Annotated in this window: 26 protein-coding genes and 1 tRNA gene; 18 read left to right on the forward strand and 9 right to left on the reverse strand. The window is 53.4% G+C overall.

Annotated elements, in window-relative coordinates:
• The first annotated feature begins 74 nt into the window (after positions 1 to 74).
• The 3 genes from leuS to holA are packed head-to-tail and all read left to right on the forward strand — an operon-like array spanning position 75 to position 4127.
• Complete coding sequence (gene leuS, locus AB9F27_RS09870; protein WP_335583993.1) at positions 75 to 2627, forward strand: leucine--tRNA ligase; 2553 nt, start codon at positions 75 to 77, stop codon at positions 2625 to 2627.
• The gene (locus AB9F27_RS09875; protein WP_335583992.1) at positions 2614 to 3105 is read left to right on the forward strand and encodes a hypothetical protein; all 492 of its coding nucleotides are present in this window, start codon (positions 2614 to 2616) and stop codon (positions 3103 to 3105) included. Before leuS ends, AB9F27_RS09875 begins: the two co-directional genes overlap by 14 nt.
• Positions 3102 to 4127: a DNA polymerase III subunit delta gene (gene holA, locus AB9F27_RS09880; protein ID WP_335583991.1), complete on the forward strand. Its 1026-nt coding sequence runs from the start codon at positions 3102 to 3104 to the stop codon at positions 4125 to 4127. The genes AB9F27_RS09875 and holA overlap by 4 nt, the downstream gene beginning before the upstream one ends.
• Here holA and AB9F27_RS09885 read toward each other — a convergent pair.
• Genes AB9F27_RS09885 through AB9F27_RS09895 form a run of 3 tightly spaced genes read right to left on the reverse strand, consistent with a single transcriptional unit; the run spans position 4120 to position 6687 of the window.
• Complete coding sequence (locus AB9F27_RS09885; RefSeq protein WP_335583990.1) at positions 4120 to 5304, reverse strand: TIGR03862 family flavoprotein; 1185 nt, start codon at positions 5302 to 5304, stop codon at positions 4120 to 4122. The genes holA and AB9F27_RS09885 overlap by 8 nt on opposite strands.
• A complete protein-coding gene (locus tag AB9F27_RS09890; protein WP_335583989.1) occupies positions 5301 to 5933 on the reverse strand; it encodes an enoyl-CoA hydratase/isomerase family protein in 633 nt (210 codons plus the stop codon). The genes AB9F27_RS09885 and AB9F27_RS09890 overlap by 4 nt, the downstream gene beginning before the upstream one ends.
• 4 nt (positions 5934 to 5937) lie before the next feature.
• Positions 5938 to 6687 (reverse strand): SDR family oxidoreductase, encoded by a 750-nt coding sequence (locus tag AB9F27_RS09895; protein WP_335583988.1) that lies wholly within the window; start codon positions 6685 to 6687, stop codon positions 5938 to 5940.
• Between the two features lie 129 nt (positions 6688 to 6816).
• On the opposite strand from AB9F27_RS09895, the gene AB9F27_RS09900 reads away from it, so the two are divergent.
• The 6 genes from AB9F27_RS09900 (at position 6817) to lpxK (ending at position 13172) form a co-directional block, all read left to right on the forward strand.
• Complete coding sequence (locus AB9F27_RS09900) at positions 6817 to 8316, forward strand: DUF2125 domain-containing protein (RefSeq protein ID WP_335583987.1); 1500 nt, start codon at positions 6817 to 6819, stop codon at positions 8314 to 8316.
• A 127-nt stretch (positions 8317 to 8443) separates the two neighbouring features.
• Positions 8444 to 9811 carry a TldD/PmbA family protein gene (locus AB9F27_RS09905; protein WP_335583986.1) on the forward strand — a complete coding sequence of 456 codons (1368 nt, stop codon included), beginning with the start codon at positions 8444 to 8446 and terminating at the stop codon, positions 9809 to 9811.
• The gene (locus AB9F27_RS09910; RefSeq protein ID WP_369757684.1) at positions 9804 to 10577 is read left to right on the forward strand and encodes an inositol monophosphatase; all 774 of its coding nucleotides are present in this window, start codon (positions 9804 to 9806) and stop codon (positions 10575 to 10577) included. The genes AB9F27_RS09905 and AB9F27_RS09910 overlap by 8 nt, the downstream gene beginning before the upstream one ends.
• Positions 10578 to 10644: 67 nt before the next feature.
• Positions 10645 to 10887 (forward strand): DUF4170 domain-containing protein, encoded by a 243-nt coding sequence (locus AB9F27_RS09915; protein WP_039003351.1) that lies wholly within the window; start codon positions 10645 to 10647, stop codon positions 10885 to 10887.
• Positions 10888 to 10899: 12 nt separating this feature from the next.
• Entirely contained in the window at positions 10900 to 12180 is a 1281-nt protein-coding gene (locus AB9F27_RS09920; protein WP_335583985.1) for a glycosyltransferase N-terminal domain-containing protein, read from the forward strand.
• A complete protein-coding gene (lpxK, locus tag AB9F27_RS09925; RefSeq protein ID WP_335583984.1) occupies positions 12180 to 13172 on the forward strand; it encodes a tetraacyldisaccharide 4'-kinase in 993 nt (330 codons plus the stop codon). The genes AB9F27_RS09920 and lpxK overlap by 1 nt, the downstream gene beginning before the upstream one ends.
• On the opposite strand, the gene AB9F27_RS09930 is transcribed toward lpxK, so the two are convergent.
• The 3 genes from AB9F27_RS09930 to AB9F27_RS09940 are packed head-to-tail and all read right to left on the reverse strand — an operon-like array spanning position 13169 to position 15441.
• The gene (locus tag AB9F27_RS09930; RefSeq protein WP_335583983.1) at positions 13169 to 14290 is read right to left on the reverse strand and encodes a CaiB/BaiF CoA-transferase family protein; all 1122 of its coding nucleotides are present in this window, start codon (positions 14288 to 14290) and stop codon (positions 13169 to 13171) included. The two genes, lpxK and AB9F27_RS09930, sit on opposite strands and share 4 nt — an antisense overlap.
• Positions 14291 to 14293: 3 nt before the next feature.
• Positions 14294 to 14911: a DsbA family protein gene (locus AB9F27_RS09935; RefSeq protein ID WP_335583982.1), complete on the reverse strand. Its 618-nt coding sequence runs from the start codon at positions 14909 to 14911 to the stop codon at positions 14294 to 14296.
• 8 nt (positions 14912 to 14919) lie between these two features.
• Positions 14920 to 15441: a DUF721 domain-containing protein gene (locus AB9F27_RS09940; protein ID WP_335583981.1), complete on the reverse strand. Its 522-nt coding sequence runs from the start codon at positions 15439 to 15441 to the stop codon at positions 14920 to 14922.
• A gap of 81 nt (positions 15442 to 15522) precedes the next feature.
• Between AB9F27_RS09940 and AB9F27_RS09945 the strand changes: the two genes are divergently transcribed.
• Together AB9F27_RS09945 and AB9F27_RS09950 are read left to right on the forward strand one after the other, a co-directional pair.
• Positions 15523 to 16587 (forward strand): A/G-specific adenine glycosylase, encoded by a 1065-nt coding sequence (locus tag AB9F27_RS09945; protein WP_335583980.1) that lies wholly within the window; start codon positions 15523 to 15525, stop codon positions 16585 to 16587.
• Positions 16588 to 16619: 32 nt separating this feature from the next.
• Entirely contained in the window at positions 16620 to 17753 is a 1134-nt protein-coding gene (locus AB9F27_RS09950; protein ID WP_335583979.1) for an alkane 1-monooxygenase, read from the forward strand.
• A 106-nt stretch (positions 17754 to 17859) separates the two neighbouring features.
• On the opposite strand, the gene AB9F27_RS09955 is transcribed toward AB9F27_RS09950, so the two are convergent.
• The 3 genes from AB9F27_RS09955 to AB9F27_RS09965 all read right to left on the reverse strand — a co-directional run bounded on the left by AB9F27_RS09955 (position 17860) and on the right by AB9F27_RS09965 (position 20288).
• Positions 17860 to 18975: a site-specific DNA-methyltransferase gene (locus tag AB9F27_RS09955; RefSeq protein WP_039003344.1), complete on the reverse strand. Its 1116-nt coding sequence runs from the start codon at positions 18973 to 18975 to the stop codon at positions 17860 to 17862.
• Between the two features lie 103 nt (positions 18976 to 19078).
• Positions 19079 to 19714: a ribonuclease HII gene (locus AB9F27_RS09960; protein ID WP_335583978.1), complete on the reverse strand. Its 636-nt coding sequence runs from the start codon at positions 19712 to 19714 to the stop codon at positions 19079 to 19081.
• 73 nt (positions 19715 to 19787) lie between these two features.
• On the reverse strand, positions 19788 to 20288 hold the full coding sequence (locus tag AB9F27_RS09965; protein WP_335583977.1) for a hypothetical protein: 501 nt from the start codon (positions 20286 to 20288) through the stop codon (positions 19788 to 19790).
• A 152-nt stretch (positions 20289 to 20440) separates the two neighbouring features.
• On the opposite strand from AB9F27_RS09965, the gene AB9F27_RS09970 reads away from it, so the two are divergent.
• The 7 genes from AB9F27_RS09970 to AB9F27_RS10000 all read left to right on the forward strand — a co-directional run bounded on the left by AB9F27_RS09970 (position 20441) and on the right by AB9F27_RS10000 (position 24838).
• On the forward strand, positions 20441 to 20719 hold the full coding sequence (locus AB9F27_RS09970; protein WP_369755440.1) for a hypothetical protein: 279 nt from the start codon (positions 20441 to 20443) through the stop codon (positions 20717 to 20719).
• Entirely contained in the window at positions 20697 to 21395 is a 699-nt protein-coding gene (locus AB9F27_RS09975) for a hypothetical protein (RefSeq protein ID WP_335583975.1), read from the forward strand. Before AB9F27_RS09970 ends, AB9F27_RS09975 begins: the two co-directional genes overlap by 23 nt.
• Positions 21396 to 21457: 62 nt before the next feature.
• Complete coding sequence (locus AB9F27_RS09980) at positions 21458 to 22756, forward strand: mechanosensitive ion channel family protein (RefSeq protein WP_335583974.1); 1299 nt, start codon at positions 21458 to 21460, stop codon at positions 22754 to 22756.
• A gap of 24 nt (positions 22757 to 22780) precedes the next feature.
• Positions 22781 to 23227: a hypothetical protein gene (locus AB9F27_RS09985; protein ID WP_335583973.1), complete on the forward strand. Its 447-nt coding sequence runs from the start codon at positions 22781 to 22783 to the stop codon at positions 23225 to 23227.
• Between the two features lie 54 nt (positions 23228 to 23281).
• Positions 23282 to 23358: transfer RNA gene (locus AB9F27_RS09990), tRNA-Arg, on the forward strand.
• Between the two features lie 155 nt (positions 23359 to 23513).
• Positions 23514 to 24368, forward strand: a complete 855-nt coding sequence (locus AB9F27_RS09995) for a hypothetical protein (protein ID WP_369757685.1) — start codon at positions 23514 to 23516, stop codon at positions 24366 to 24368.
• On the forward strand, positions 24365 to 24838 hold the full coding sequence (locus tag AB9F27_RS10000) for a plasmid mobilization protein (RefSeq protein ID WP_369757686.1): 474 nt from the start codon (positions 24365 to 24367) through the stop codon (positions 24836 to 24838). Before AB9F27_RS09995 ends, AB9F27_RS10000 begins: the two co-directional genes overlap by 4 nt.
• Positions 24839 to 24840: the final 2 nt, after the last annotated feature.

Raw genomic sequence — 24840 nt, forward strand, 5'->3', positions numbered from 1 at the left:
AACCCGTCATTCGCATACGTCGAGCCCTGCAACCCGCAGAAGAGCTCGGCGTTTTGCACGTAAAGGACTCATTCATGTCACGCTATATCGCCTCCGAAATCGAACCCAAATGGCAAAACGCTTGGGACGAGGCCGAAATATTCCTCGCCAAACGCGACCCTGCGAAGGAAAAATACTACGTCCTCGAGATGTTCCCCTACCCGTCTGGGCGTATTCATATGGGTCACGTGCGGAATTATACGATGGGCGACGTGGTTGCGCGGTATAAAGCGTCGTGTGGTTTCTCGGTCTTGCACCCAATGGGCTGGGACGCCTTCGGAATGCCCGCCGAAAACGCTGCTATGGCGATTGGTGGCCATCCAGCCGATTGGACCTATCAAAACATCGCCGACATGCGGGCCCAAATGAAGCCCTTGGGCCTTTCGATTGACTGGACCCGCGAATTTGCCACCTGTGATCCGGAATATTACGGCCAGCAGCAAAGCATGTTCATCGATTTCATGGGCAAGGGCCTTGTGTATCGTAAGGAAGCGGTTGTGAACTGGGATCCAGTAGACATGACAGTTCTGGCGAATGAGCAAGTGATTGATGGTAAGGGCTGGCGTTCCGATGCGCCCGTCGAGCGTAAATCACTAACACAGTGGTTCTTCAAGATTTCCGATCACGCCGACGAACTTCTGACTGCGTTGGATGATTTGGACAATTGGCCCGAGAAGGTCCGCACCATGCAGGCCAACTGGATCGGCAAATCGCGCGGCCTTGAGTTCGCCTTTGATTTGACCACCCCTCAAGGCGACATCAAAGACATTCCCGTTTACACAACCCGCCCCGATACATTGATGGGCGCGAGTTTCGTTGGCATTTCCGCCGATCACCCGCTGGCCCAAGCGCTCGAAGGCGACAACCCTGCGTTGGCCGCCTTTACCGCAGAATGCCGCAGCCTTGGCACGTCAGAGGCCGACATGGAAAAGGCCGAGAAGCGTGGCTTTGATACTGGCCTAAAAGTGCGCCACCCGCTCAACCCTGATTGGGAATTGCCGGTTTGGGTCGCAAATTTCATTCTAATGGACTACGGCACTGGTGCGGTCTTCGGTTGCCCAGCGCACGATCAACGCGATCTCGATTTCTCGCGCAAGTATGACTTAGCCGTCACCAACACCTTCTTTGCACTGGATGATGAGGCACCCGTTGGCAACACAGCCCTCACCCCGCTCAAATCCGAAAAAGTGCGCTGGGTCGACCACTTCGCAGGCCTCACCGAGGCCACAGGCGAAGAGGCCGTGGCTAAAACCATCGAATTCATGGAAGCGAAATCCCTCGGCAAAGGCGTCACCAAATTCCGCCTGCGCGATTGGGGCCTAAGCCGTCAACGCTATTGGGGATGCCCGATTCCGGTTGTGCATTGCCAAGCCTGCGGTGTCGTCCCTGAGAAAAAGGAAAACCTGCCGATTGAATTGCCCAAGGATGTCAGCTTTGACCTCCCCGGCAATCCGCTCGACCGTCACCCGACATGGCGCAACTGTTCCTGCCCGAAATGTGGCGCGGATGCCCTGCGCGAAACCGATACAATGGATACGTTTGTCGATAGCTCTTGGTATTACGCGCGTTTCACTTCGCCCAATTCTCCAACACCGACGAATGCCGAAGACGCAGCCTATTGGATGAACGTCGATCAATACATCGGTGGGATCGAGCACGCGATTCTTCACCTTCTCTATGCGCGCTTCTTTGCACGCGCGATGCAAATCTGTGGTCACTTACCCGAAAGCGCGATTGAACCCTTCAACGCGCTCTTTACGCAAGGGATGGTAACGCACGAAATCTACCAAACTCTCGATGGGAATGGGCGCAAAGTCTATCACCTGCCCGAAGATGTGACCGACGGAAAATTGGCCGATGGCACCGAAGTCGAGATTATCCCCTCGGCGAAAATGTCGAAATCCAAAAAGAACGTGGTTGATCCAGACGACATTATCACAAGCTTTGGCGCCGATACCGCCCGCTGGTTCGTCATGTCCGACAGCCCGCCCGAGCGCGATGTCGAGTGGACCGCCGCTGGCGCTGAGGCTGCCTCAAAACACCTCGGTCGCGTTTGGCGACTGGCGGATGAAAACCGACAGAGCGCCGAGGAGGCGGCTGCCGACGGCAGCTCCGACGAGGCGCTCCTGCGAGCCACCCATAAAGCAATTGAGGCGATCACCGCCGGAATCGATGGATTCGCCTTCAACACGTCCGTCGCCCAGCTCTATGGCTTCACCAATACAGTTGCGAAATCCAAAGCATCTACTGCCGCGCGCCGCGAAGCCCTCAAGATCATGGCGCAACTGATGTCCCCCATGACGCCACACTTGGCCGAGGATATGTGGCAAATGCTCGGTGGCGAAGGCCTCGTTGCCCAAGCGCCATGGCCCAAAGCCGATCCCGCGCTTTTGGTCGACGATGTGGTGACGCTTCCGATCCAAGTTAATGGCAAACGCCGCTCCGAAATCACGGTACCTGCGGACATGCCCAAAGAAGAGGTTGAAAAACTGGCTTTGGCGGATGAAGCTGTGATCAGAATTCTTGAGGGGAAAGCCCCTAAAAAGGTCATCGTTGTACCAGGTCGGATTGTGAATGTTGTCGCTTAATCGCCGTTTCTTTTTTCTTTCCGCCACAGCCCTCGCATCGGGCTGTGGTTTTGAGCCGGTGTACGGCCCTACCGGCAGTGCCCAAGGTCTACGGGGATCTGTTCTCGTTGACGCGCCGATTGACAAAAACAGCTTTGACCTCACCAAACACCTCGAAGACCGCCTTGGTAGGGCAACCGATCCGCGCTTTGGCCTCTCATATCTGATTGAAACCAGCATCGACCCGCTTGGCATCACGCCGAACCAAGAAACCACGCGCTATAACGTGCTCGGTGAAGTTGCCTTCGCCCTACGCGACCTCAATACCCAGAATGTTCTCACCGAAGGCGTCGCCAAGAATTTCACAAGTTTCGGCGCCACATCCAACCCTGTCAGCACGCGTACCGCGAGTGAGGCGGCTTTTGAACGTCTCATGATCGTCCTTGGGGATGATATAACCGAGCATCTTATCCTCAATTCAGGGAGCTTCCTCCCGTGAAGCTTTCGCCGCGCGACGCAACCGGATATTTCACCAAGCCCGACCCGAAACGAACGGGCCTGTTGATTTACGGAGCGGACGCGATGCGTGTGGCCCTAAAACGCCAAGAAGTTATCTTGGCCCTGATTGGCCCCACTGGCGACGACGAAATGCGCCTCTTTCGGATTCCGGCTTCTGACATGCGCAAAGACCCCGCCATGCTTCTCGATGCCGTAAAATCCCAAAGCTTTTTCCCGGGTGCACGCGTGGCCTTTGTTGAGGGTTGCACTGATGCCCTTGTCAAACCCGTCGCCGCCGCCCTAGCGGAATGGCAACCCGGAGATGCGCAGGTCATCGTAACGGCCGGACAGCTCAAGGCCACATCCGCCCTGCGCAAGCTGTTCGAAGGGCACGGCAATGCCTATGCGGCAGGTATCTATGATGATCCTCCAAGCCGTGCGGAGATCGAAGCCGACTTGGCAAAAGTGGGTCTAACGCGGGTAAGTCCGGACGCAATGGAAGCCCTCACGGCGCTTTCCAAGGAAATCGGACCGGGAGATTTCCGTCAAACGATGGAGAAACTCGCTCTCTATATGCTGAGCAGTTCCGAGTCTGCGACTCCGCTAGATGTTGCCGCCTGTGCCCCCTCATCCACGGAGGCTGCACTCGACGATATTTTAAATATTGTCGCGGAAGGTCGCAGTGCGGAAATTGGGCCAATCATGCAAAAACTCGAAGCCCAAGGCGTTCAACCCGTTGGATTGTGCATTGGCGCGACACGACATTTCAGAACACTTCACGCAGCTAGCGCCGATCCGGGTGGACCGGCAGCAGGCATCGGCCGCCTGCGTCCCCCCGTTTTTGGGGCGCGTCGCGACCGTATGCTGCGCCAAGCCCAAAAATGGGGCACCCGTCGTTTGGAAGCCGCGCTCTCTATGCTCCTGGATACCGACCTTCAGCTACGCTCCACAAGTCGCGCGCCAACTATGGCGCTGGTGGAGCGCACTTTGGTGCGCCTCTCCATGCTTGGCGGCCTTAAGTAGCCGAATTAGAGCCGCTTTCGGCCCAACGAACCGCAGCTTCCGCCGCCAGTTTTCCAGTCGCTAAAGATGCTGTAATCAGATACCCACCCGTGGGCGCTTCCCAATCCAGCATTTCACCCGCACAAAATACACCTGGGCGGTTTTTAAGCATGAGATCCTCTGTCATCCCATCAAATTTCACGCCACCTGCCGTTGAAATAGCTTCGTCCAGCGGCCGAGGTCCTTTCAGCGGCACGGGAAGCGCCTTAAGCACTGAAATGAATGCATTGCCCGTTGGCAACGGGCGCGCAAACTCCTGTAGCAAAGCCATCTTCACAGGCGTTAAGCCTAAAACTTTGCGATAAAAGTTGGCCATACTCGTTTTGCCCTGAGGCCTTGCCAAGCGCTTGCGGATTTGATCGCCTGTAAGGTCGGGCAAAAGATCAAGCGTCAGGGTCTCTCCGTCGCGAAGCGCGGTAGACACGGTATAAATGCCGCCCCCTTCGAGTCCCGTGCGGGACACAACAATTTCCCCGCGATGGGTTTTGCCCGCAACAATCAATCCAACGGGCTTAACAGGGCTTCCGAAGTGGCGCTCCATATGCGACGACCAATCCACAACAAACCCCATGTTCGCAGGCTTGAATGGCGCAAGCGGCGTATCTATCCATTCGGACCACGCCCCATCAGAGCCTAATCTTGCCCAACTCGCGCCACCACAGGCCAAAATCGTTACATCCGCCTCAACCTCTTTGGCGCCTGCGCTTGTTTCAAACTGAAACGACGGACCCGCGCAACCAACCCATTTCCAGCCCAGTTCCAAAGTAACGCCCTTGCCCCCCATCCGTGCCAGCCACGTTCTAAGAAGTGGAGAAGCTTTCATCGATCTTGGGAATACACGGCCCGTTGAGCCAGTGAAAACAACCTGATTTAACCCCTGCGCCCACGCCATTGCTTCGCGGGGACCAAACGCGGTCATGGCAGATTTCAACGCTTCAGGCATGTCGCCAAAAGTCGCCAAAAACTGTTCATCCGTCTCGTTCTTGGTGATATTCAGACCAGACTTTCCCGCCATAAGAAGCTTGCGCGCGGGGCTTTTCTTGGTTTCTGCAACGGTGACAGAAAACCCCGAATCCGCCAATATTTCGGCCGCCATAAGCCCTGCTGGGCCTGCGCCGATAACCAATGCCGTTTTCATCTCGAAGATTCCTTTTCGCCGTTCGGGCAAGTTGATTTGATTGCAAAGGCAATCTCTGGCTTGGCAGATATCACGTCCGCGCAAAGGGATTCAACCGTCGTAAATAAATGCTCCCGAGAAACGACTTGGTCCACGAGGCCGTACGAAAAGGCCTGCTCGCTCGTCAGTTTTTGTCCGCATAGAAAAACAAGCTTCGTGCGTGACGGACCAATAAGGGTGGCCATGCGTTTGGGATCGGAGGGCTGTGGAAGGAAACCGTGCTTCATGACGGGATAAAAAAACCGCGCCTCCGGCACTGAAATCCGAATGTCACAGGCCAGCGCCATGCCAAAGGCGCCCCCCGCAATCGTCCCGTTTAGGGCGCATATCGTAAGGCCTCGCAAAGCGGCAATTTCTCCAGAAAGCTGCTCCCAAAGTAGGCTTTCAGCCAGACCTGCGCGGGCTTCGTCCAAATCGGCACCGGCGCTAAAAACAACTCCTGTCCCCGTAAAGACAACGGCTTTCGCATCCCGCGCTTGACGGACAATGCCGATCAGATTTTCCAGCATCTCGCGCGTTAGCGAGTTGGCTTTTTGGGGCCGATTGAGGGTTACCGTCCAAACGCCCTCTAGCTGGGAGACATCAATCATTGCGCTATTCCAGACCGAGAGTGGCGCGAAGTCCCGCCTCTCTAAGGGAAAGTTCCTGCCCCAAATGTGGGTCTGATGCGGGGGAACACATCCAAACGAGCGCCTTGGCAGGCCATTCGGCAGGGACGTGATCCGAGACGTTTAACTTACTGACCGGATTAATGCCGCTGGCTTTAATTTTGACCTGCATATCTGTCGCGACCGTTCCGGGAGAAAGGCCCATGACCCGCAAACCCGTTTCGTGGCCTTCCAAATGGGTTGCGCGCGTCAACATGAAGGTCGCCGCTTTGCCCGTGCAATAGGCGCTCCACCCTTCCATCGGACCATGCGCCGCACCCGACCCCACGTTCAAAATCGTACCCGCTTTGGCGGCAAGCATGTGCGGCATCACTGCACGGATACAATGATAGGCCCCTTTGACATTTATATCGATTGAGCGCGCCCATTCCTCTGGATTAGACTCGAAAAGGGAGCCAATAGGGTCGACGACTCCTGCGTTGTTGATCAAAATATCCACGGCCCCGAACCCCGCCTGAGCGGACACAATCGCCGCGGAAACTTCTGAAAACTGGCTCACGTCGCATTGGATCGCTAAGGCTTTCTCGCCAATCTCTTGTGCGATTTCGGCGATCGCATTCCCGCTTCTGGCAAGGAGCACAACATTTGCACCCGCCTGAGCAAACGCCCGCGCCGCCGCCGCGCCTATCCCGCGACTTGCCCCCGTAATTACAACTGTCTTTCCAGCAACACTCATGTTCTCTCCTCGCAAATTTTCTACAACTTAAACCAATGCAATTTTCAAAGAAAGGCCCAGTGCCGCTTGCGAATTTAGGCGCTTCAGTACAATGTATTCCCAAGCAATTTTTGAATCGAAGGAATCACAATGACATATTTGAAAATAATTAGCGTTGCGACGGCGACATCGGCCCTGTTGAGCAGTGCTGTGTTTGCAGATGTGACCTCTGAGCAAGTTTGGAACGACCTCAAAACCACCTACGAAAATCTCGGCTATTCAATGGACGTCGGCAGCGAGAGCCAAGACGGCGAAACATTGAACATTGCGGACATTGTCTTGACCGTACCCGTCGAAGATGACGAGTCTGTTGTTGTGACTGGCCTGTCGTTCGGATTTGAGCAACTCTCCGACGGCACTGTTTCCATCCACATTCCTGACGAGCTTCCGATTATGGCGGAAGTTGATGACGTGGTCGTCACGCTTATTTTGACATCCCAAGACATGAGCATCATCGCAAGTGGCGACGACACAACAACCAATTATGATTTCTCGGCTACAACCTATGCCCTTGCCCTCAAGGACATCAAGCAAGGTGATGTTGCGTTTTCCCCAAAAGCGCTGGTGACCTTCAGCGAATTGGCAGGTTCCTATGCCTTCACAAAGGGCTCCCTCTTCAAAATGGTTGGCACATTTGATGTTGCCGAAACGGACATTGAGGTTGATATCAAAGATCCCGAAGGTGGCGCGCAGATGGTTACTGCGATGGTCAATCTGAAAGGCTTTACGGAAGCGTTTGATTACGCGATTCCAGAAGAAATCAACTACGAAGACCTTGCAGCCGCATTTGCCGCTGGCTTCGGCGGGAACATTTCGTTTGGTCACAGTGGTGCAACGTTCGATATTGTTGTTACGGACGAGAGCGAAGGCTTTGACCTAAAGGGATCAACTGCAGAAGGATCCGCGAAATACGCCCTTTCCCAAGGAGGCCTTGGCGTAGAAACGAGTTCCAAAGGTACTCAGGTAACTATCGTTCCAGCTCAAATGCCCCTTCCGATTTCCTTTAGTGTTGAAGAAACCAATAATGTATTCACTATGCCTGTTTCTAAGTCGGATACACCCGATGATGTGGGTCTAACTATGAAGCTTATTGGGTTATCCGTTGATGAAGCACTTTGGAGTATGATCGATCCCGCAGGCACATTACCGCACGATCCGGCAACGTTGATTGTTGATCTCTCTGGCAAACTTAATCTTGATTTCGACCTGTTTAATTTTGAAGAAGCCGAAGAGATGTCAGGCGATGAGTTCCCGGGTGAATTGCACAGCTTCAACATTGATGCGCTCCAACTAACCTTGGCGGGTGCCGAGTTTACCGGCGATGGTGCCTTTACCTTCAATAACGACGACCTCGAAACATTTGACGGCCTTCCTGCACCAACGGGTGCGCTTAATTTGAAACTTGTGGGCGGCAATGCCCTCCTCGACAAATTGGTCGCGATGGGCCTCATTCCTGAAGAGCAAGCCATGGGCGCGCGGATGATGACGGGTCTTTTTGCCAACGCAGGCGAAGGCGAGGACGAGCTTGTTTCCAAGATCGAAGTCAATGCCGACGGATCGATCTTGGCCAACGGTCAACGCATCAAATAGGCGTTTCTAGATCGAGACATTCAAAGGCCGCTAGGGAAACTTGGCGGCCTTTTTCGTGGCCCACCCTTGCACCTGAGCGCACACAGGGCTACCTCATTGCGCATAGACCCACAAAAGCGAGCCCCAAATGAGCAAATCAACAGCTTCCCCCACCGATGATCTTGCCAAATTCACCGACGCCTTGCTCAAAGCCGCCAAAATCGCGGGCGCGGATGGTGCGGATGCAATTGCAGTTGAGGGGTCTTCCGCCACAATCGACGTTCTTAAAGGGAAGCTTGAACATGCCGAGCGTTCCGAAGGCGTAGATATCGGTTTGCGTGTACTAATCGGCCAGCGACAAGCTTGCGTATCGGCCAGCGATACCCGCGATTATACGATTACCCAAATGGCCGAGCGCGCCGTCGCAATGGCCAAAGAAGCCCCCGAGGACGCCCATATCGGCCTCGCCTCACAGGATCAATTGGCAACGGATTGGAATGTCGACGCGCTCGATATGAACGATCCCGCCGCGCCACCCAGCCCCGAGGAACTCCAAGAGTTAGCGCAACGTGCAGAGGCCGCCGCACAAAACGTCGAAGGCGTCAGCCAAGTTCAAGCGACATCGGCTGGCTATGGAAATCGCCGTGTTCACCTCGCCACAAGCAATGGTTTTTCGGGCGGCTATGCGCGCAGCGGTTACTCAGTTTCCACAGTCGCAATTACCGGCTCTGGGGCCGACATGGAACGAGACTATTACGGCGATAGTCGCACCTATTTCTCCGATCTCTATAGCCCCGAACACATCGGAAAAATCGCAGGACAACGCGCCGTAGAACGCATCGGCGCGCGCCAACCAAAAACTGGATTCTTCCCTGTATTATTCGACGAGCGTGTGTCTGCCACCCTCATTGGACATCTTTTGGGTGCGATCAACGGGAGTGCCATCGTCCGCGGTGGAAGCTTTTTGCGCGACAGCTTGGGCGAACAGGTTTTGCCAAAAGGTATCTCCCTCATTGAGGATCCACACCGCGCTCGCACGTCAGGAAGTCGGCCCTTTGATGGCGAGGGGCTGCTCACACAACGCCGCGCAATCGTTGAGGACGGCATATTGACGGGCTGGACGCTCGACCTTGCAAACGCACGCGCGTTGGGCATGGAAAGCACCGCAAACGCATCACGCGGAACCTCTTCACCGCCTTCACCAAGTTCTGGAAATGTGTCCCTAACGCAAGGGAATATGACCCGAGATGAGTTGCTAGCCGAAATGGGCACAGGGCTCCTTGTCACCTCTATGATCGGCAGTTCGATCAACGCTAACACAGGGGATTATTCCCGTGGCGCGTCTGGGTTCTGGGTTGAAAACGGCGAACTTCAATACGCCGTGAATGAATGTACCATTGCGGGAAACCTCAAGGATATGCTGCGCACGTTCACGCCCGCAAACGATGCGCGCACGCATTTATCGCGCGTTGTTCCGTCGTTGTTGCTCGACGGGATGACCCTAGCTGGTGGCTGATATTGATCTCCTGATCGACGCCGCATACGCGAGCGGAGAGATTGCAAAAAAATACTGGAAGAAAACACCCGATGTTTGGGAAAAATCCGGCGGTGCGGGCCCCGTAACCGAAGCTGATTTGGCCATCGACAGAATGCTCAAGTCAGAATTGACGCATGCGCGACCCGATTATGGCTGGCTCTCTGAGGAGACTGAAGACACTTCGGATCGCCTAAATCGCGAGCACGTTTTCATCATTGATCCGATAGATGGCACACGCGCCTTTATCGAAGGCTCTCCTGCGTTTTCCCATTCTCTGGCCATTGCTAAAAACGGAGTCGTAACCGCCGCCGCAGTGTATTTGCCCGCCCTAGATCGGCTCTATTGCGCCACAAAGCATGGAAATGCGACCCTAAATAGGGATAGAATTGACGCGAGCACACGTTCAAAAATTGATGGCGCAACAACACTTGCAGCTAAAACAAATTTTTCGGCCCACCTTTGGCAGGGCCCCGTTCCACAGTTTGACCACCATTTTCGGAGTTCTTTAGCGTATCGCCTTTGCTTGATCGCGCATGGACGCTTTGATGTTATGCTCACTTTGCGCGATACATGGGAGTGGGATGTAGCCGCTGGAAGCTTGATCGCTGAACGCGCTGGTGCATGTGTTACCGACCAAATTGGCCAACGCGCTCTCTTTAACAATCCGCGCCCGATGCTGCATGGAATGGTTGCAGCCCCACCAGAAATTCACGCGGGCATAATTTCGCGACTTGCTCCGCGCTAAGTCCCTTTCCCCCTGAACCGATCTCCCTTAGACTGTTTCCAATTCCCAAAACCACGATGAGGATCACATGACACAACGCCTACACTTAGTATTCGGGGGCGAATTGGTTGACCCGACCAAAAACGTTTTCAAAGATGTGAATGACATTAAAATCGTAGGCATGTTCCCCGACTACGCGAGCGCTTATGATGCGTGGAAATCCGAAGCCCAGCGCACGGTCGACAACGCCCATATGCGTTTCTTTATCGCGCATATTCATCGTCTTCGCGATGAGGAGATAGCTGCTTCCTCGACCGAAGAGCTGGGTTAAAGTCGACCCGAAATGTCGTTTTCGCTCTCTCTTTTTATGAAGGCCCAAACGCGGCGTACTGCAGAAGTGCAGATCGCGCTCGAGAGCGAAAACTCACCCGGTGCCGCCGAAGAAATGGGGATTGCCAGCGTCGAAAGACCGCGAGGGGTTCTCGTTTGGCTACATGCTCCTGACGTCGCGAAGGCACATGCTCTTACAAAACTCATTCGACAATTGAGCGAGGACTGGCCCTCAGTGCATTTCCTTGTGACCACCCCGCGCAATGACAGAATTCCTTTTACGACCGACGCGCTTCCTCGTCACTGCTTTCATCAGTTTTCGCCCGCAGAAGTCCCTATTTTCGTCGAGAATTTCCTGAAACACTGGAAGCCAGATTTGGCTGTTTTTGCGGGAATTGAAACCGGTCCAATCACCGTTCTTTGCACCTCCAATAGCCGAATTCCTCTGTTTCTCATCGATGCAAAACTCGACGCACGTAGCTTTTCTGGTGTGCGCGACCGGTTCTCGGGCCAACGGTCGGTCATGCGGGAGGTGTTGCGGCGTTTCAATTACATTGACACAGTGGATGCCTCCTCCGCAAAAGCGCTTTCCGCTTTGGGAATTGAGGGGAGCCGGATCACAATTTCTGGCCCTATAGAGGAAGTGAGCACGACACTGCCCTGCAATGAAGAGGATCGCACTCACCTCGCGAAAGTCCTCGTTGGCAGGCCAGTTTGGTTTGCGAGCAATATTCCCAAAGTGGAAGAGAGCATCGTTTTGAATGCGCATATGACAGCGAGCCGAACGGCACATCGCTTGTTGCTCATATTGTCGCCCGATTCGAGCCAACGGGGGTCTGACCTTGCAGATGAGTTTGCTCAGAAGGGACTTCGGGTGAAACTGCGTTCGCTCGGCGAGATTCCAGATGACGAAACCCAAATCTACATTGCTGACACAGATGGCGAACGTGGGCTTTGGTATCGTCTTGCAACTGTGAGTTTCCTCGGATGCAGCCTTGCTGCAGGACACGCGATTCAGTCACCGTTTGAGGCCGCTGGCCTTGGCTCTGCTATCTTGCATGGGCCGAACCTAGGGACGCATCGCAAAGTATATGAGGCTTTGAATTCGGAGGGGGGAGCGCGACAGGTCGGCACCACAACCGAACTGACCAATGGACTTCTTTCGCTCCTTGCGCCGGACCAATCCGCGGCGATGGCGCATTCTGCATGGGATTTGACGACCAAAGGCGCGCGCGCCACGGATTTGGCCGTTGCTCGTATTGAAACGATGCTCGAAGATATCGGAGCTTTTTGATGAAACAACCGCTGTTTTGGTACCGCCCATTTGAGAATTCGTGGCGCGACAAATTGCTCGCCCCTCTGGGAAAACTCTATGCGTCGGGCACGGCGCGTCGCCTCTCAAAAACCACTGGCTATCGCCCAAAGATGCCCGTGATCTGTGTGGGTAACATCAATATTGGTGGCACGGGAAAAACCCCGACCGCTATTGCTCTGATCCAACTCCTTCAGGGCATGGGCCGAAAACCCGCGCTCTTGTCACGCGGATATGGTGGCAAGCTTGAAGGGCCGGTACGCATTGACCCGAACGGACACTTCTCTAGCGAGGTGGGCGACGAACCAATGTTGCTCGCGGCCTTCGCGCCTTGCATTGTTGCTAAAGACCGCGCCGCTGGCGCGCGTTTCGCCGAAACCCTTGATATCGATGTTCTTATTTTGGACGATGGCTTCCAGAATCCCTCCGTTGCAAAGGATCTTTCGATTGTCGTTGTGGACGCTGCATTAGGGTTCGGCAATGGTCGTGTCATACCGGCCGGCCCACTGCGCGAACCTCTTCATGTGGGTCTAATACGGGCCGATATGGTGATATCTGTTGGAAATTCCGCCGCCCAAGAGCAATTCACTAAAGCATGGGGGCACGCAGTTGGAGTGCCACGTCTTGAAGGAGAGTTGACTGTTTTGCAAATGGGGATGGATTTTTCCGGCCTTCGGTGCTTGGCCTTCGCCGGAATTGGTCACCCCGAGAAGTTTTTTGAAACACTCAAGTCCCAAGAGGTTGAACTGATAAAGACCGTCGCCCTCGCCGATCATCAGCCCCTCAGTGAAGCGCTAATGCGTCGTCTTGAGTTCGATGCAGCAACACTAGGGGCGCAATTAATCACAACGGAGAAAGACGCCGTTCGTTTACCCAGCGCCTTTCGACAAAAGGTTCTGACCTTGCCTGTTCGTTTGGAAATTAAGGACGCGACCGCTTTGGTCGAAGCCCTGAAATCCGCAGGAATAGACTAGGGTATCTTGGTGCTTCCTAGTTTGGGCGAAGCTTGATCAAGCGCCAATTGGCTTTTCGAAAACGTAATTGGTGTTCGTACCCCAGAGACGCCCTCAGGCGAAATTTTAAGGCCGCGATGCTTAACCTGTGGATCGTTGAAAACGTCCTCAATCGTATTGATCGGCCCCGCCGGCACACCGAAATTTTCGCACGCGGCAAGAAGTTCGGCCTTTGTCATTTTGAGTGTGTGAACTTCGAGTAACGCGCCAAGCGCCTCCCGATTTGTCACACGCGCGCTGTTCGTGGCGTATTGCGGGTCGGAGGCAAGGGTTTGAACAGAAAGCAATTCGCAGAATTTAACAAACTGACTATCGTTTCCGACGGCGACGATTATATGACCATCCGAGCACCCAAACGTTTGGTAGGGAACAAGATTTGGGTGCGCGTTGCCAAGCCGCTTCGGCGAGATACCCGTCGCGAAATAGTTCATTGACTGGTTGGCAAGGATTGCGGTGCCAACATCCAGAAGCGCCATATCGACCTGTTGCCCTAACCCCGTTTTCTCCCGCTCATGGATCGCCGCAAGGATGGCCGTACTGGCGTAAACCCCTGTAAAAACGTCAATAATCGCCACGCCTGTTTTCTGCGGATGGTGCTCAGGGTCACCTGTGACCGACATAAGGCCCGACATGCCTTGGATGATATAGTCATAGCCCGCGCGTCCGGAATAGGGGCCCGTTTGACCGAAACCCGTGATCGAACAATACACCAGACGTGGATTGATTTCGGCAAGACCGGTGTAATCCAACCCGTATTTCTTGAGCCCGCCAACCTTGAAGTTCTCAATCACAATATCCGCGCTTCGGACCAGTTCGCGCACTTGTGCCTGACCTTCCGCTGTTCGGAAATCGATACAAATTGAGGATTTCCCACGGTTCGTCGCATGGAAATACGCCGCCGAGGTTTCGCCATTGTGTTCGATATAGGGTGGGCCCCAACGGCGTGTATCATCGCCCTCAGGACTTTCGACTTTAATGACTTCTGCGCCCAAATCCGCCAATATCTGGCCACACCAAGGGCCCGCCAAAATGCGGGCCAATTCAATGACTTTTAGGCCAGTTAATGGCGGCTGGGACATATTTTAAAGCAACCCGTCGAGGTGGTCTGCAAACTCTTGATAGGTTGCGTTTTCAAACTTCTTCCCGTTGATCATAAAGGAAGGCGTTCCCGTGATCTCATCGCGAGTCGCGTTTTCCTGGAACCAAGCAACAAGGGCCTCTGCTTGCTCGCCATCTGCCAGGCAGGCGTCGAGTGCATCCTTGTCTAAGCCATCAACCAGTCCGATTTTGCGCAAGTTTTCCGCAATTTCGGTTGGCTCGCCGGTCGCCCAAGTTTTCTGATTGTTATAGAGCGTTTCGGTAATAGCAAAGAACCGTTCTTCGCCGCCACAACGTGCAACCATGGACGCCCAAAGACCGTACCGATCAAAATAAACTTCCCGATAGACAAAGCGAACTTTGCCTGTATCGATATAGTTTTCTTTGATTTTCTGGAACGTGCTTGTGTGGAAATTCGCGCAATGCGGGCATGTGTAGGAGGCGTACTCAATAATTTCGATGGGCGCCTCGGGTGATCCCAAGACCATTTCTGTGATGCCCGTCATTGGGGCGGTTTCTGCATCCTGTGCAAAGGCAAAGGAGCCTCCCATCGCGGGAATGATCGAAAGGGCGAGTGCGGAAGTAAATTCGCGACGGTTCATTTGGTCACCTATTTTTGTTTTCTGGAAAGGACGTTCGCGCCCAGAGCTTCAAGAGCGGCTCGCAGGTCGGCGTTTTGGACTGGCGCTGCAAATGATTTTGCAACGGCAGCTTTTTGTGGATCGGGAGTGGGTGTTGTTTTGGGGGCATGGGCAAAATCGATCTTCCCTTCGGAAAATCCACTCCGCGCAGTTTGGGTAATCCGAATCGCCGAAATCGCCGCGTGGCCGTAAACTTGGTTTACGCGGGTTCGGATTTGCTCCTTTTGCATCTCCAACATCGGTGCTTGCGCGCCAGTCGTCAGCAGCGTCAAAGTCGCGCCAAAACTACCCCGACCATATTTTACATCCACAGGACGGGCGATCTTGGCTGTCTCTTCACCCACGATTTCGGCCCAATGCGTCAACATCCGCGTCACAGCAAAGCCACGCGTCTCCGCCGATTTGCGGATTTGCCCCTGAAGCAAACTCGAAGTGCGCTGAAAGCCCTTCATGTTGCGGCCAGGTTTTTGATAGCGCGTTTGCGGCTTCATCTGTTCATCCCTGTGTTGCCTGCTATTCTATGCGCCATGGCGACGTGCGCCAGTGAAATAGCGATAACGATTGGATAAACAATGCGTGACCTGCCGAAATCCGCCGATCTTTTGGCATGGTACGACCTGAATGCACGCGAAATGCCATGGCGTGTGGCGCCAGCGGCGTCGATTGCGGGAATACGGGCGGACCCCTATCGCATTTGGCTTTCGGAAGTGATGTTGCAACAGACCACAGTGGCCGCAGTTCAGGCCTATTTCATAAAATTCACAACGCTTTGGCCAACTGTGCGCGATTTGGCAGCAGCAGAAGACGCCGATGTGATGGCCGCATGGGCGGGCCTTGGATATTACGCAAGGGCCCGAAATTTGCTAAAATGTTCGCGCAGTGTTGTCGCGGATTATAACGGTATTTTTCCATCCACCCGCGCCGAACTTGAGAGTCTTCCGGGAATTGGACCGTATACCTCTGCGGCGATTGCATCGATTGCCTTTGATCGTGCCGAAGTTGTTGTTGACGGAAATGTTGAGCGGGTTATGGCGCGTATCTTTGCCCATGACGTCCCACTTCCCGAGGCCAAACCCGCCTTAAGGGACTTCGCAACAAAACTAACGCCCCAGAAACGCGCGGGGGATTACGCACAGGCGGTTATGGATTTGGGCGCGACCCTTTGTTCTCCTCGCAATCCAACCTGCGCGCCTTGCCCATGGACAGAAAAATGCCGTGCCCAAAAATTAGGAATCGCCGCCGAACTGCCCAAGAAAACGCCGAAAAAACCCAAGCCGACTCGGTTCGGCACCGTCTATTTGGCCCAGCGCGAAGATGGCGCGTGGCTTTTGGAACAGCGCCCCGATAAAGGATTGTTAGGGGGTATGCTTGGCTGGCCGGGAAATGAATGGAGCGAAAACCCAGAGAATGTCGATCCGCCAATTTCAACTTTTTGGACCCCCCTGAATGGCGAAGTAGGTCATACTTTTACCCATTTCCACCTTAAATTGGCAGTACAGGTCGCGCAGGTTCCCCTCGAAGCCGCCCCACTACGTGGCGTTTTTGTTGACGCCTCCACCTTTAGCGCCAATGATTTACCCACTGTCATGCGCAAGGCATTTGACCTTGCACAAGGCCTGCGCGACAAAACCGTATAACATCTAGAACTTTTTAGTTCACGGAGCTCAACATGATCCCTGCCGAAACTGTCTCAAAATTTCAATCTGCGCTACCGTTTTGGCTCTCGCTAGGGATGGTTCCCTTGGCCATTTTGGGGGCTGTGTTTGGCGGATTTTGGGTTATTTTACTGCCGCTTTATGGCTGGCTCCTGTTTGGAGTTCTGGACGCAATTTTTGGGCGGACCACGGAAAACGCAAATCCATTGACGCCTGATAGTGACCTGTTCTGGTATCGCCTCATCACGTTGATCTGGCTACCGATTCAATTTTGTGTAGTGTTTGGCCTCATATATTATGTACCTCGCGCCGATCATTTGGGGACTCTTGAAACGCTCGTGCTCTTCTTTGGTGTTGGTGTGGTTTCAGGCACAATCGGGATCAATTATTCGCACGAACTCATGCACCAAAAAAGTCGCCTAGAGCGTTGGTCGGCCGATATTCTTCTCGCAATGGTACTGTATAGTCATTTCCGCTCCGAACACCTTTTGGTACACCACATCTATGTTGGCACCCCGCGAGACCCTGTTACGGCGCGATACAATGAGGGATTTCACCAATATTATCCCCGCGTTCTACGACAATGTTTGCCGTCCGCATGGAGGGCCGAAAAGGCGATGTTGGCGCGGCGCGACCTGTCCGTCATGCATCTCCGCAACCCGTTTTGGCGCTATGCTGCACTTCAGGTTTTCTTTCTGGTGCTGGCGTTTTCGTTAAGTGGTTTTGTTGGGCTGGGGCTGTTTCTCATGCAAGCAGGCGTCGCGATTTGGCAATTGGAACTGGCCAATTATATCGAGCATTACGGCCTGACACGCGCCCATATTGGCGGTGGGAAGTACGAGCATGTGAGGCCGCACCACAGTTGGAATGCGTCCCACAAGGCCAGTAATTGGCTCTTAATTAACCTTCAACGGCACAGTGACCACCACTATAAACCCTCCCGCCGTTTCCCCCTGCTCAAGAATTACAGCCAGAAGGATGCGCCGCAACTTCCCTACGGGTATCCGGTTATGACGGCCGTTGCGATGATCCCGCCGCTTTGGCGTCGTAAGATGAATCCGCACGTTCGCGCGTGGCGCAATCATTACTATCCGGGGATCGAGGATTGGTCGGCCTATAAGGATGGCACAAATCCGATGCCACGGTAAAAAACACGAAAAAAACCCTGTCGCATGGGCCAGAGGCTTGCACGACAGGGCAAGGTTGCGCTGTGGAGCAAGTCCACAGACACAGGCGGTAATTAGTGTATCTAGTTTAGTTGGGGCGTTCGGTCATTTCTGCGCGAATTTGCTGACGCAACAAGTCAATCGGGACCTGTTTGCCGTCGCGCTTAAAGCACCAATATGTCCAACCATTGCAGCTAGGAGCGCCTTCCAATGCGGCTCCAACCTGATGAATTGAGCCTTTAACATCGACGCCAACCAATGTGCCGTCTGCACGGACCTTGACCTTGTGGCGCTTGTTCATCGAATAGAGTTCTTCGCCAGGCTGAAGCATGCCGCGCTCGACCAATTGGCCAAAAGGAACACGTGGTTCGGCGCGTTTTGACGTCGACACTTGCAAGCTCTCGTTGTCGAACTTGCGGATATTCTTGAGGCGTTTCTCGGCGACTTTGCGATAGTCGGCTTCGCGCTCGATTCCGATGTAATCACGGCCAAGTTTCTTGGCTACAGCGCCAGTCGTCCCTGTTCCAAAGAACGGGTCCAAAACAACGTCGCCGGGGTTTGTTGTGGACACCAAAATGCGGTGCAACAAGCTTTCGGGCTTTTGCGTTGGATGCGCTTTGGTACCTTCGTCATTTTTCAAACGCTCATGGCCATTACAGATCGGCAAAACCCAATCGGACCGCATTTGAATGCCTTCATTGAGCGACTTGAGCGCCTCATAATTGAAGGTATATTTGCTGGATTCCTCTTTGGACGCCCAGATCATTGTCTCGTGTGCATTGGTCAGACGTTTGCCGCGAAAATTCGGCATGGGGTTGGATTTGCGCCAAACAACGTCGTTCAAAATCCAATAGCCAGCGTCCTGCATGGCAGCGCCAACGCGGAAAATATTGTGGTAGCTGCCGATAACCCAGATCGCGCCATTTGGCTTGAGGATACGTCGAGCAGCTGCGAGCCATGCCTTAGTGAAACGGTCATAGGTTTCAAATGAGGAGAATTTATCCCAATCATCATCCACAGCGTCGACTTTTGAGTTGTCGGGGCGGTGAAGATCGCCTTTCAGCTGAAGATTATAAGGGGGATCTGCGAAAATAAGATCGACAGAGTTTTCAGGAAGACTGTTCATCACATCGATGCAATCGCCGTCAAGTATCTGGTTAAGAGGCAGCTCGAAAGCCTCTTTTGCTTTAGTATTGTTTTTCATTACTGCCTCATATGTTGCGCATTTTTGCGCTTACTTATTGAGACCAAGAATGAGTCATAATGGATTCGTCGTCAATTTCTTTTTTGAATCAATCACTTAACTTTTAGTCTTGATACAAGATATTGTGTACTGGTTTGAAGGAACGTCTATGGTGTGGGGTAACCCCAAGTTTTAGAAGCGCAGACATGTGGCTTTTTGATCCATATCCCGCGTTTGTCTCCCAGCCATAACCCGGATGCTGTTGCGCTAAATCCACCATGAGGCGATCGCGGCATATTTTTGCGACAATTGAGGCCGCCGAAATCGATACTGATTTGCTATCACCTTTGATAATTGCCTCCGAACTCAAGGTAAGGTCGCGGGGAATCATATTGCCGTCGATCAGAACGTGATCGGGAACAACATTGAGGCCCGCAATCGCACGCACCATAGCGAGGTGACTCGCACGCAGAATATTGATCTCGTCGATTTCCTCCACCGAGGCATGCGCAATCGACACTTGCGCCTTTGCGAAGATCACTGCTTCCAGTGCTTCGCGTCTCTTGGCTGTCAGGAGCTTACTGTCATTCAAGCCTTCTGGGATGTCATTTGGATCAAGAATGACCGCCGCCGCCGTTACGGGCCCCGCGAGTGGTCCGCGCCCCACTTCATCAACCCCTGCGATGAACTTGGCGCCGCGCTTCAACGCAGCCATTTCATAGGAAAAGTCGGGGACGGGTTTGAGAGGTTTGCTGTTCATACCCTTGGATTGCCCATTCTTGGGCGACGGGCAAGCAAAAAGGGCGGGGAATTTTCCCCGCCCGTTTAACACCTTAGTATTCGCGGCGCTGAGTATAGTATCCGTTATGCTGTAAACAGTTGGGGCTATAGACCTTAACGTGCTTATCGTGGCCCTTGCCTTTTCCCTTACCATGCCCCTTGCCCTTCCACTTACCTTTACCATTATTCTTAAGCTTAATTTCACATTGCTTAGGAAGATTCTGTGCGTGTCTAAAGTGCTTGTTCAGGCAGTCTTCAACATAGTAGGATCTATTGCCATCCGTTGTCCGGAAGGACCTATAACAATTCTGCGGCAACCGTTTATTGTTATCCGTCCAACGCCGGTTTGGTTTGTAGATTTGTTCTGGAATTGGCTTCACCGGAGCGGCAACTGGTTTGTTGTCACGCTCACGCTCGGCGACCACGCCAATGATACCCATCACAGCAATGGCCGCGAGGAACTTTTTCAAATCCTCATTCGCTTGAGCCGGAGCCGAGAACGACGGAACAGCCAAAACAGCGACCAAGAGAAGCGTTCGAAGATTGCGGATCATTTCAAAATTCCTTTATTTAGGTGCAATACGGAAATTGCGATGAAATAATTTTGCGCAATTGGGTGAAGTCTCTCAATATCACCTGATTGTTAGGGGATAACCGAACCTGTGATATTGAATAACACGCACAATTGGCGCATGGTTTTGAAATGATGAAACACATAATCTTCGCGATTGCGCTTCTTGGTGCCGCACCCGCCTCTGCCGCTTGTTATGCGGACTATAAAGCCAAGCAAGATAACCCTTTGCGACTCCATTACGGGGTTGTGAAATTAACGGATGATACCTGCGAAAAATCGGCCGCGGGGTCGGTAATTGCAAAACGGATCGGCAAAGACGGCTGGACACTTCTCACGGTCATCAGTGTTTTTGACGATGCCGCCTTGAACGGTAAGAAAGCGAGCGCGGGTGCCTACTTCCTTCGCTACTAAAGCCTCTCATTCTGGCAACCGTGTCATTCTGATTGGAACAATCGTTGTCGTCGTACTCCTCGCAGGTGCGGCGGCACTTTTGTTGTCGAACCTCCCCGATGCCAATGCGTTCAACGCGCGTGTTGAAAGTATCTTTATTGCCAACAATGATCTTACGTCCGGGGCGGAAATTAAGCTTCTAGAAATCCTTGCCCAATCGGGAACAGCCTTTTCGGGTACGCTGAATTCCTATCGTGTCACGATCCTCATCTTACTGGTTTTTGCTTCAATTATGATGGTCGTTTCGCTCGTTTTCTTGCTGACGATCCTATTTTTGAATCGCCGCATGGGCGAGGTTGAGCGCTCGGGAATTCAAGTAAATTCCCTCCTGATTAGCCGAGAGGAAAACACGGTTTACCTCAACAATATGGAATTTGTCCTTACCCCCGCCGCAATCGAAACCCTCTCGGTTTTGGCTGAAGCGAGGATGGACGATGATGTCATGACAGGGGCCCAAATCGAAGCCGTTATTTCGGGGCGCAACGAGGTCGATTGCGACGAGGCCGCGGGCGCAACACGAATAAAACGGCTGCGCGATTCGCTGGGCAACCAAATGGTCAGCAATTTATTGGTTAAGAACGTTGCTCGACGGGGTTATTTGCTCTCGATTGAAAAAGACGTCATTCAAATGCTATAACCCCCGAAACTCGGTTATTTTCTCCTTCTATACCCGTTCAAATTTTGTGACAGGAATTTTCTATGTCGACCCTATCCAGACGGCTTTTGATTTGTCTCACGGCCGTTTTCCTTTCGTTGGCTACGACAATTTCGGCCCAAGAAACTACCGAAACTGTTTCGATCAGCACAGAGCTCCAAAGCGCGGAAACGGATCAACAGGTTCTCTCCATTCTGATGGTGCCTTTAACATCTGAGGAATTGGCCGAAGTCGCGAACGCGTGGCAGGGCATCGTCCATGCGCAAATGGACGAAATTGCCAACATTAATCTGAAGGTTTTGACTGCCAGCGCCACGGAAATCGACGCCCTTCGTACGCAATTGTCCACCATGACGACCGAGCAATTTGCACTTCAGCGGAAATACCAAAGTGTTCTCAAAGCTTGGGGCCGAAAAGGGGGGGCCGCTGAAGACTTGGAGAGCCATGAGAATTATTTAATTGGCCTTAAAGAGAGCAGCCTCCAAACTACTGATTCCATTACCCTATTGCGCACTGCTGGAAACTGGATGATCGCGCGCGACGGCGGGCTTGGAATTCTCATCAAAATCGGTACGCTTATTGTTGCCGTTTGGGTGCTGGCCTTTGTTGCGAAATTCATTCGCCGCGTGACACAGCGCGGGCTCGAGAAAATCCCGCATCTTTCGAACCTCCTAAAAGCCTTCATTCTTACTGTTGTTTACTGGCTAGCTTTTGCCATTGGCATCATGGTTGTCCTTGCGGCTTTTGGCGTCAATGTTGGGCCACTGTTCGCCCTCCTTGGTGGTCTATCCTTTATTCTCGCCTTTGCCCTACAAGACACGCTCGGAAATCTAGCGAGTGGCTTGATGATTATGATCCTCAAGCCTTTCGACACGGACGACTATATTCATACCGCTGGCACCTCTGGAGTTGTGGTTGAAATGTCGATAATTTCGACAAAAATACGCACCTTTGACAACCAAATCATCGTCATTCCGAACTCCAAAATCTGGGGCGATGTTATTACCAACGTCAATGCCTCCGATACGCGACGCGTAGATATGGTGTTTGGAATTGCCTACTCTGACAGTGCCGACCAAGCGATCGGGATTCTCGAAAAATTGCTTGAGGACAATAAATTGGTGCTCAAAGATCCGGCCGCAGATGTGTTCGTTGGCGAATTGGCCGACAGTTCGGTCAATATTTTCTGCCGCTCATGGGTCAAAACCGAAGATTATTGGACCGTCTATTGGGATATGCTTGCCCGCGCCAAGACCACATTTGAGGCCGAGGGTATTTCCATTCCGTTCCCTCAACGCGACATCCATGTTCACCAGATTACTGCCGATGCCAGCGACAAATAGAAATTATATTTTTGGGAGTTTGAAATGATCAAAGTTGTTTTAGGCGCGGTTCTCGGGGCCGCAATTGTAGTTGCCGGATATTTTCTGTTGAACAAACCAGAACCAACATCAGAGCAACGTTTAAAAAGTGCGCTTGAGGATGCTGGCGATGCAGCAAAAGATGTAGTCGGAGACGTTGGAACCTCTATCGCAAAAGGCGCGTCCGACAAGGCTGAAGGCATGGCGCGCTATGTCGAACAACTCTCGGACGACGCCAAAGTTAAGCTTGAAATTGAACTCGCTAAATGGAGGGAGTCTGGAATTATTTCGGACGACAGTTTCGATTTTGAAAAAGCCGTCGCAGACCTCAAAAACAGTGATCTCTCAACTGCCACACAAGCTCAAATAAACGACATCCTCAAAACCCTACAAGACGCCCCAGAGTCTTTTGACGCACAACTCAACGAGCTTAGAAAGCAACTTGAAAAATAGTCGTAAAATCGCCTGTTAATTGGCGTGACCGATCTATACAAATTCAAAACAAGTGGCCTCGTGGCTCAATTGGATAGAGCAGCCCCCTCCTAAGGGGCAGGTTACTGGTTCGAATCCAGTCGGGGTCACCAAAAACACCTTTAAAATATGGCTTATTTACAAGGCTTTGTGCAGAGGCTTGCAGAAAGTCCCGTAAGCTTTCGGATCGAATTCGGCAGGAATGGTGGAAATTTCGTACAAAACCTGTACAAAATTCGCACGTCTTTGCGCAATTCGGGACTTTCCAATGAGCTGGCGGGTTGCGAACACATGCGCGGAACGAAAGTTTGGCAGCGCAACGCGCAAGCAGATCATCATGTTTCTGGCCGACAAGGCGAGCGACGATGGTTCAGGCATTTGGTGTTCCAAGGGAACAATTCAACGGCACACCGAGCTGGGGGAAACCACAGTCAAGCGAGCCGTGCGCGCGTTCCTGAAGGAAGGCGTCCTTGTCGAGACCGGCGCGCGGACCTGCAAGAACGGTTTCACCGTTGTTTACCGGATCGATCTGGCCAAGGTTGAGGCGCTGGATCCGACCGCAGAGCCCGAGATTGAGACGGGGTCCACAGTGGCCCCCGTCCAGTCTGGCCCCGGTACGGGGGCCACTGTGGCCGGGGTACCGGGGCCACCACGGCCCCCAAACCATCCTAAAACCATCCATAAACCACCTACGCACAGGCGCGAGGCGGCGGTGGATGAAGAAGCTGAGAAGATTTTAGCGGCCTATCCGCCCGACCGGCTACGTGGCAAAGCGGCCTGCCTTGCCCAGATCGAAGGGGCCATGAAGGAAGGGATCAGGCCGGAGGAATTGCTGCAGGCCGTCAAGGCCTACGCCACCGACAGCGCAGGTTTCACCCGCTCGAAGGTCTGCTTTTCTGACAACTGGTTCCAGTCCCGGCGCTGGCTGGCTTATGTTGAGAAGCAAGCGGAAGACCGAGAGAAGGCGACAGCATTGCAGGCTGATCACCATACGCGACTGGCCTGCTGGATCAATGACCGAAGCCCGATGTGTAAGCACATCACGGGGACCCAAGTCACGGCTTTGCTTGCGTCGAAGATGGTTTCCGAAGCCCAAATCCAAGCCGCAGGCCTCAGATCATGACCGCTACCGATCCCACCGAAGAGCAAACAGCAAGGCGACCCATGTCATACGCTGGCGCTGCTGACACGGGACCTTGCGAGGGGCGGCACGCCTCCCCTTCGAACCCCACCGGCGCGGGAAAAGCCCGCACCAAAGAACCGCTGACCGAGACCTTCGTCTTTCGGTGTAGCGCTGCAGAGAAGGCTCAGTTGCGCGCCAAGGCCGAGGCTGCTGGCCTGCCCGCCGCGACCCTGCTGCGCGAGGCGCTTGGCCTGACGGAAGCCCGCCGTCGCAAACCCATCCCCCGCGTCGATCCGGCGTTGGTGCTGGCCGTCGGGCGCATCGGTGGCAACCTGAACCAGATCGCCCACTGGCTGAACCGCGCGATGTTGGCAGGTCGCGTGGACCTCGATGCGCTCACGGTTGCCCGTCGGTTATTGACCATCGAGCGCCAACTTGCCCAGATCGTCGAGGCGTCGCGCCGATGCTGATC

This window comes from Falsihalocynthiibacter sp. CO-5D18 (assembly GCF_041205445.1).
Taxonomy (GTDB): Bacteria; Pseudomonadota; Alphaproteobacteria; order Rhodobacterales; family Rhodobacteraceae; genus Falsihalocynthiibacter; species Falsihalocynthiibacter arcticus.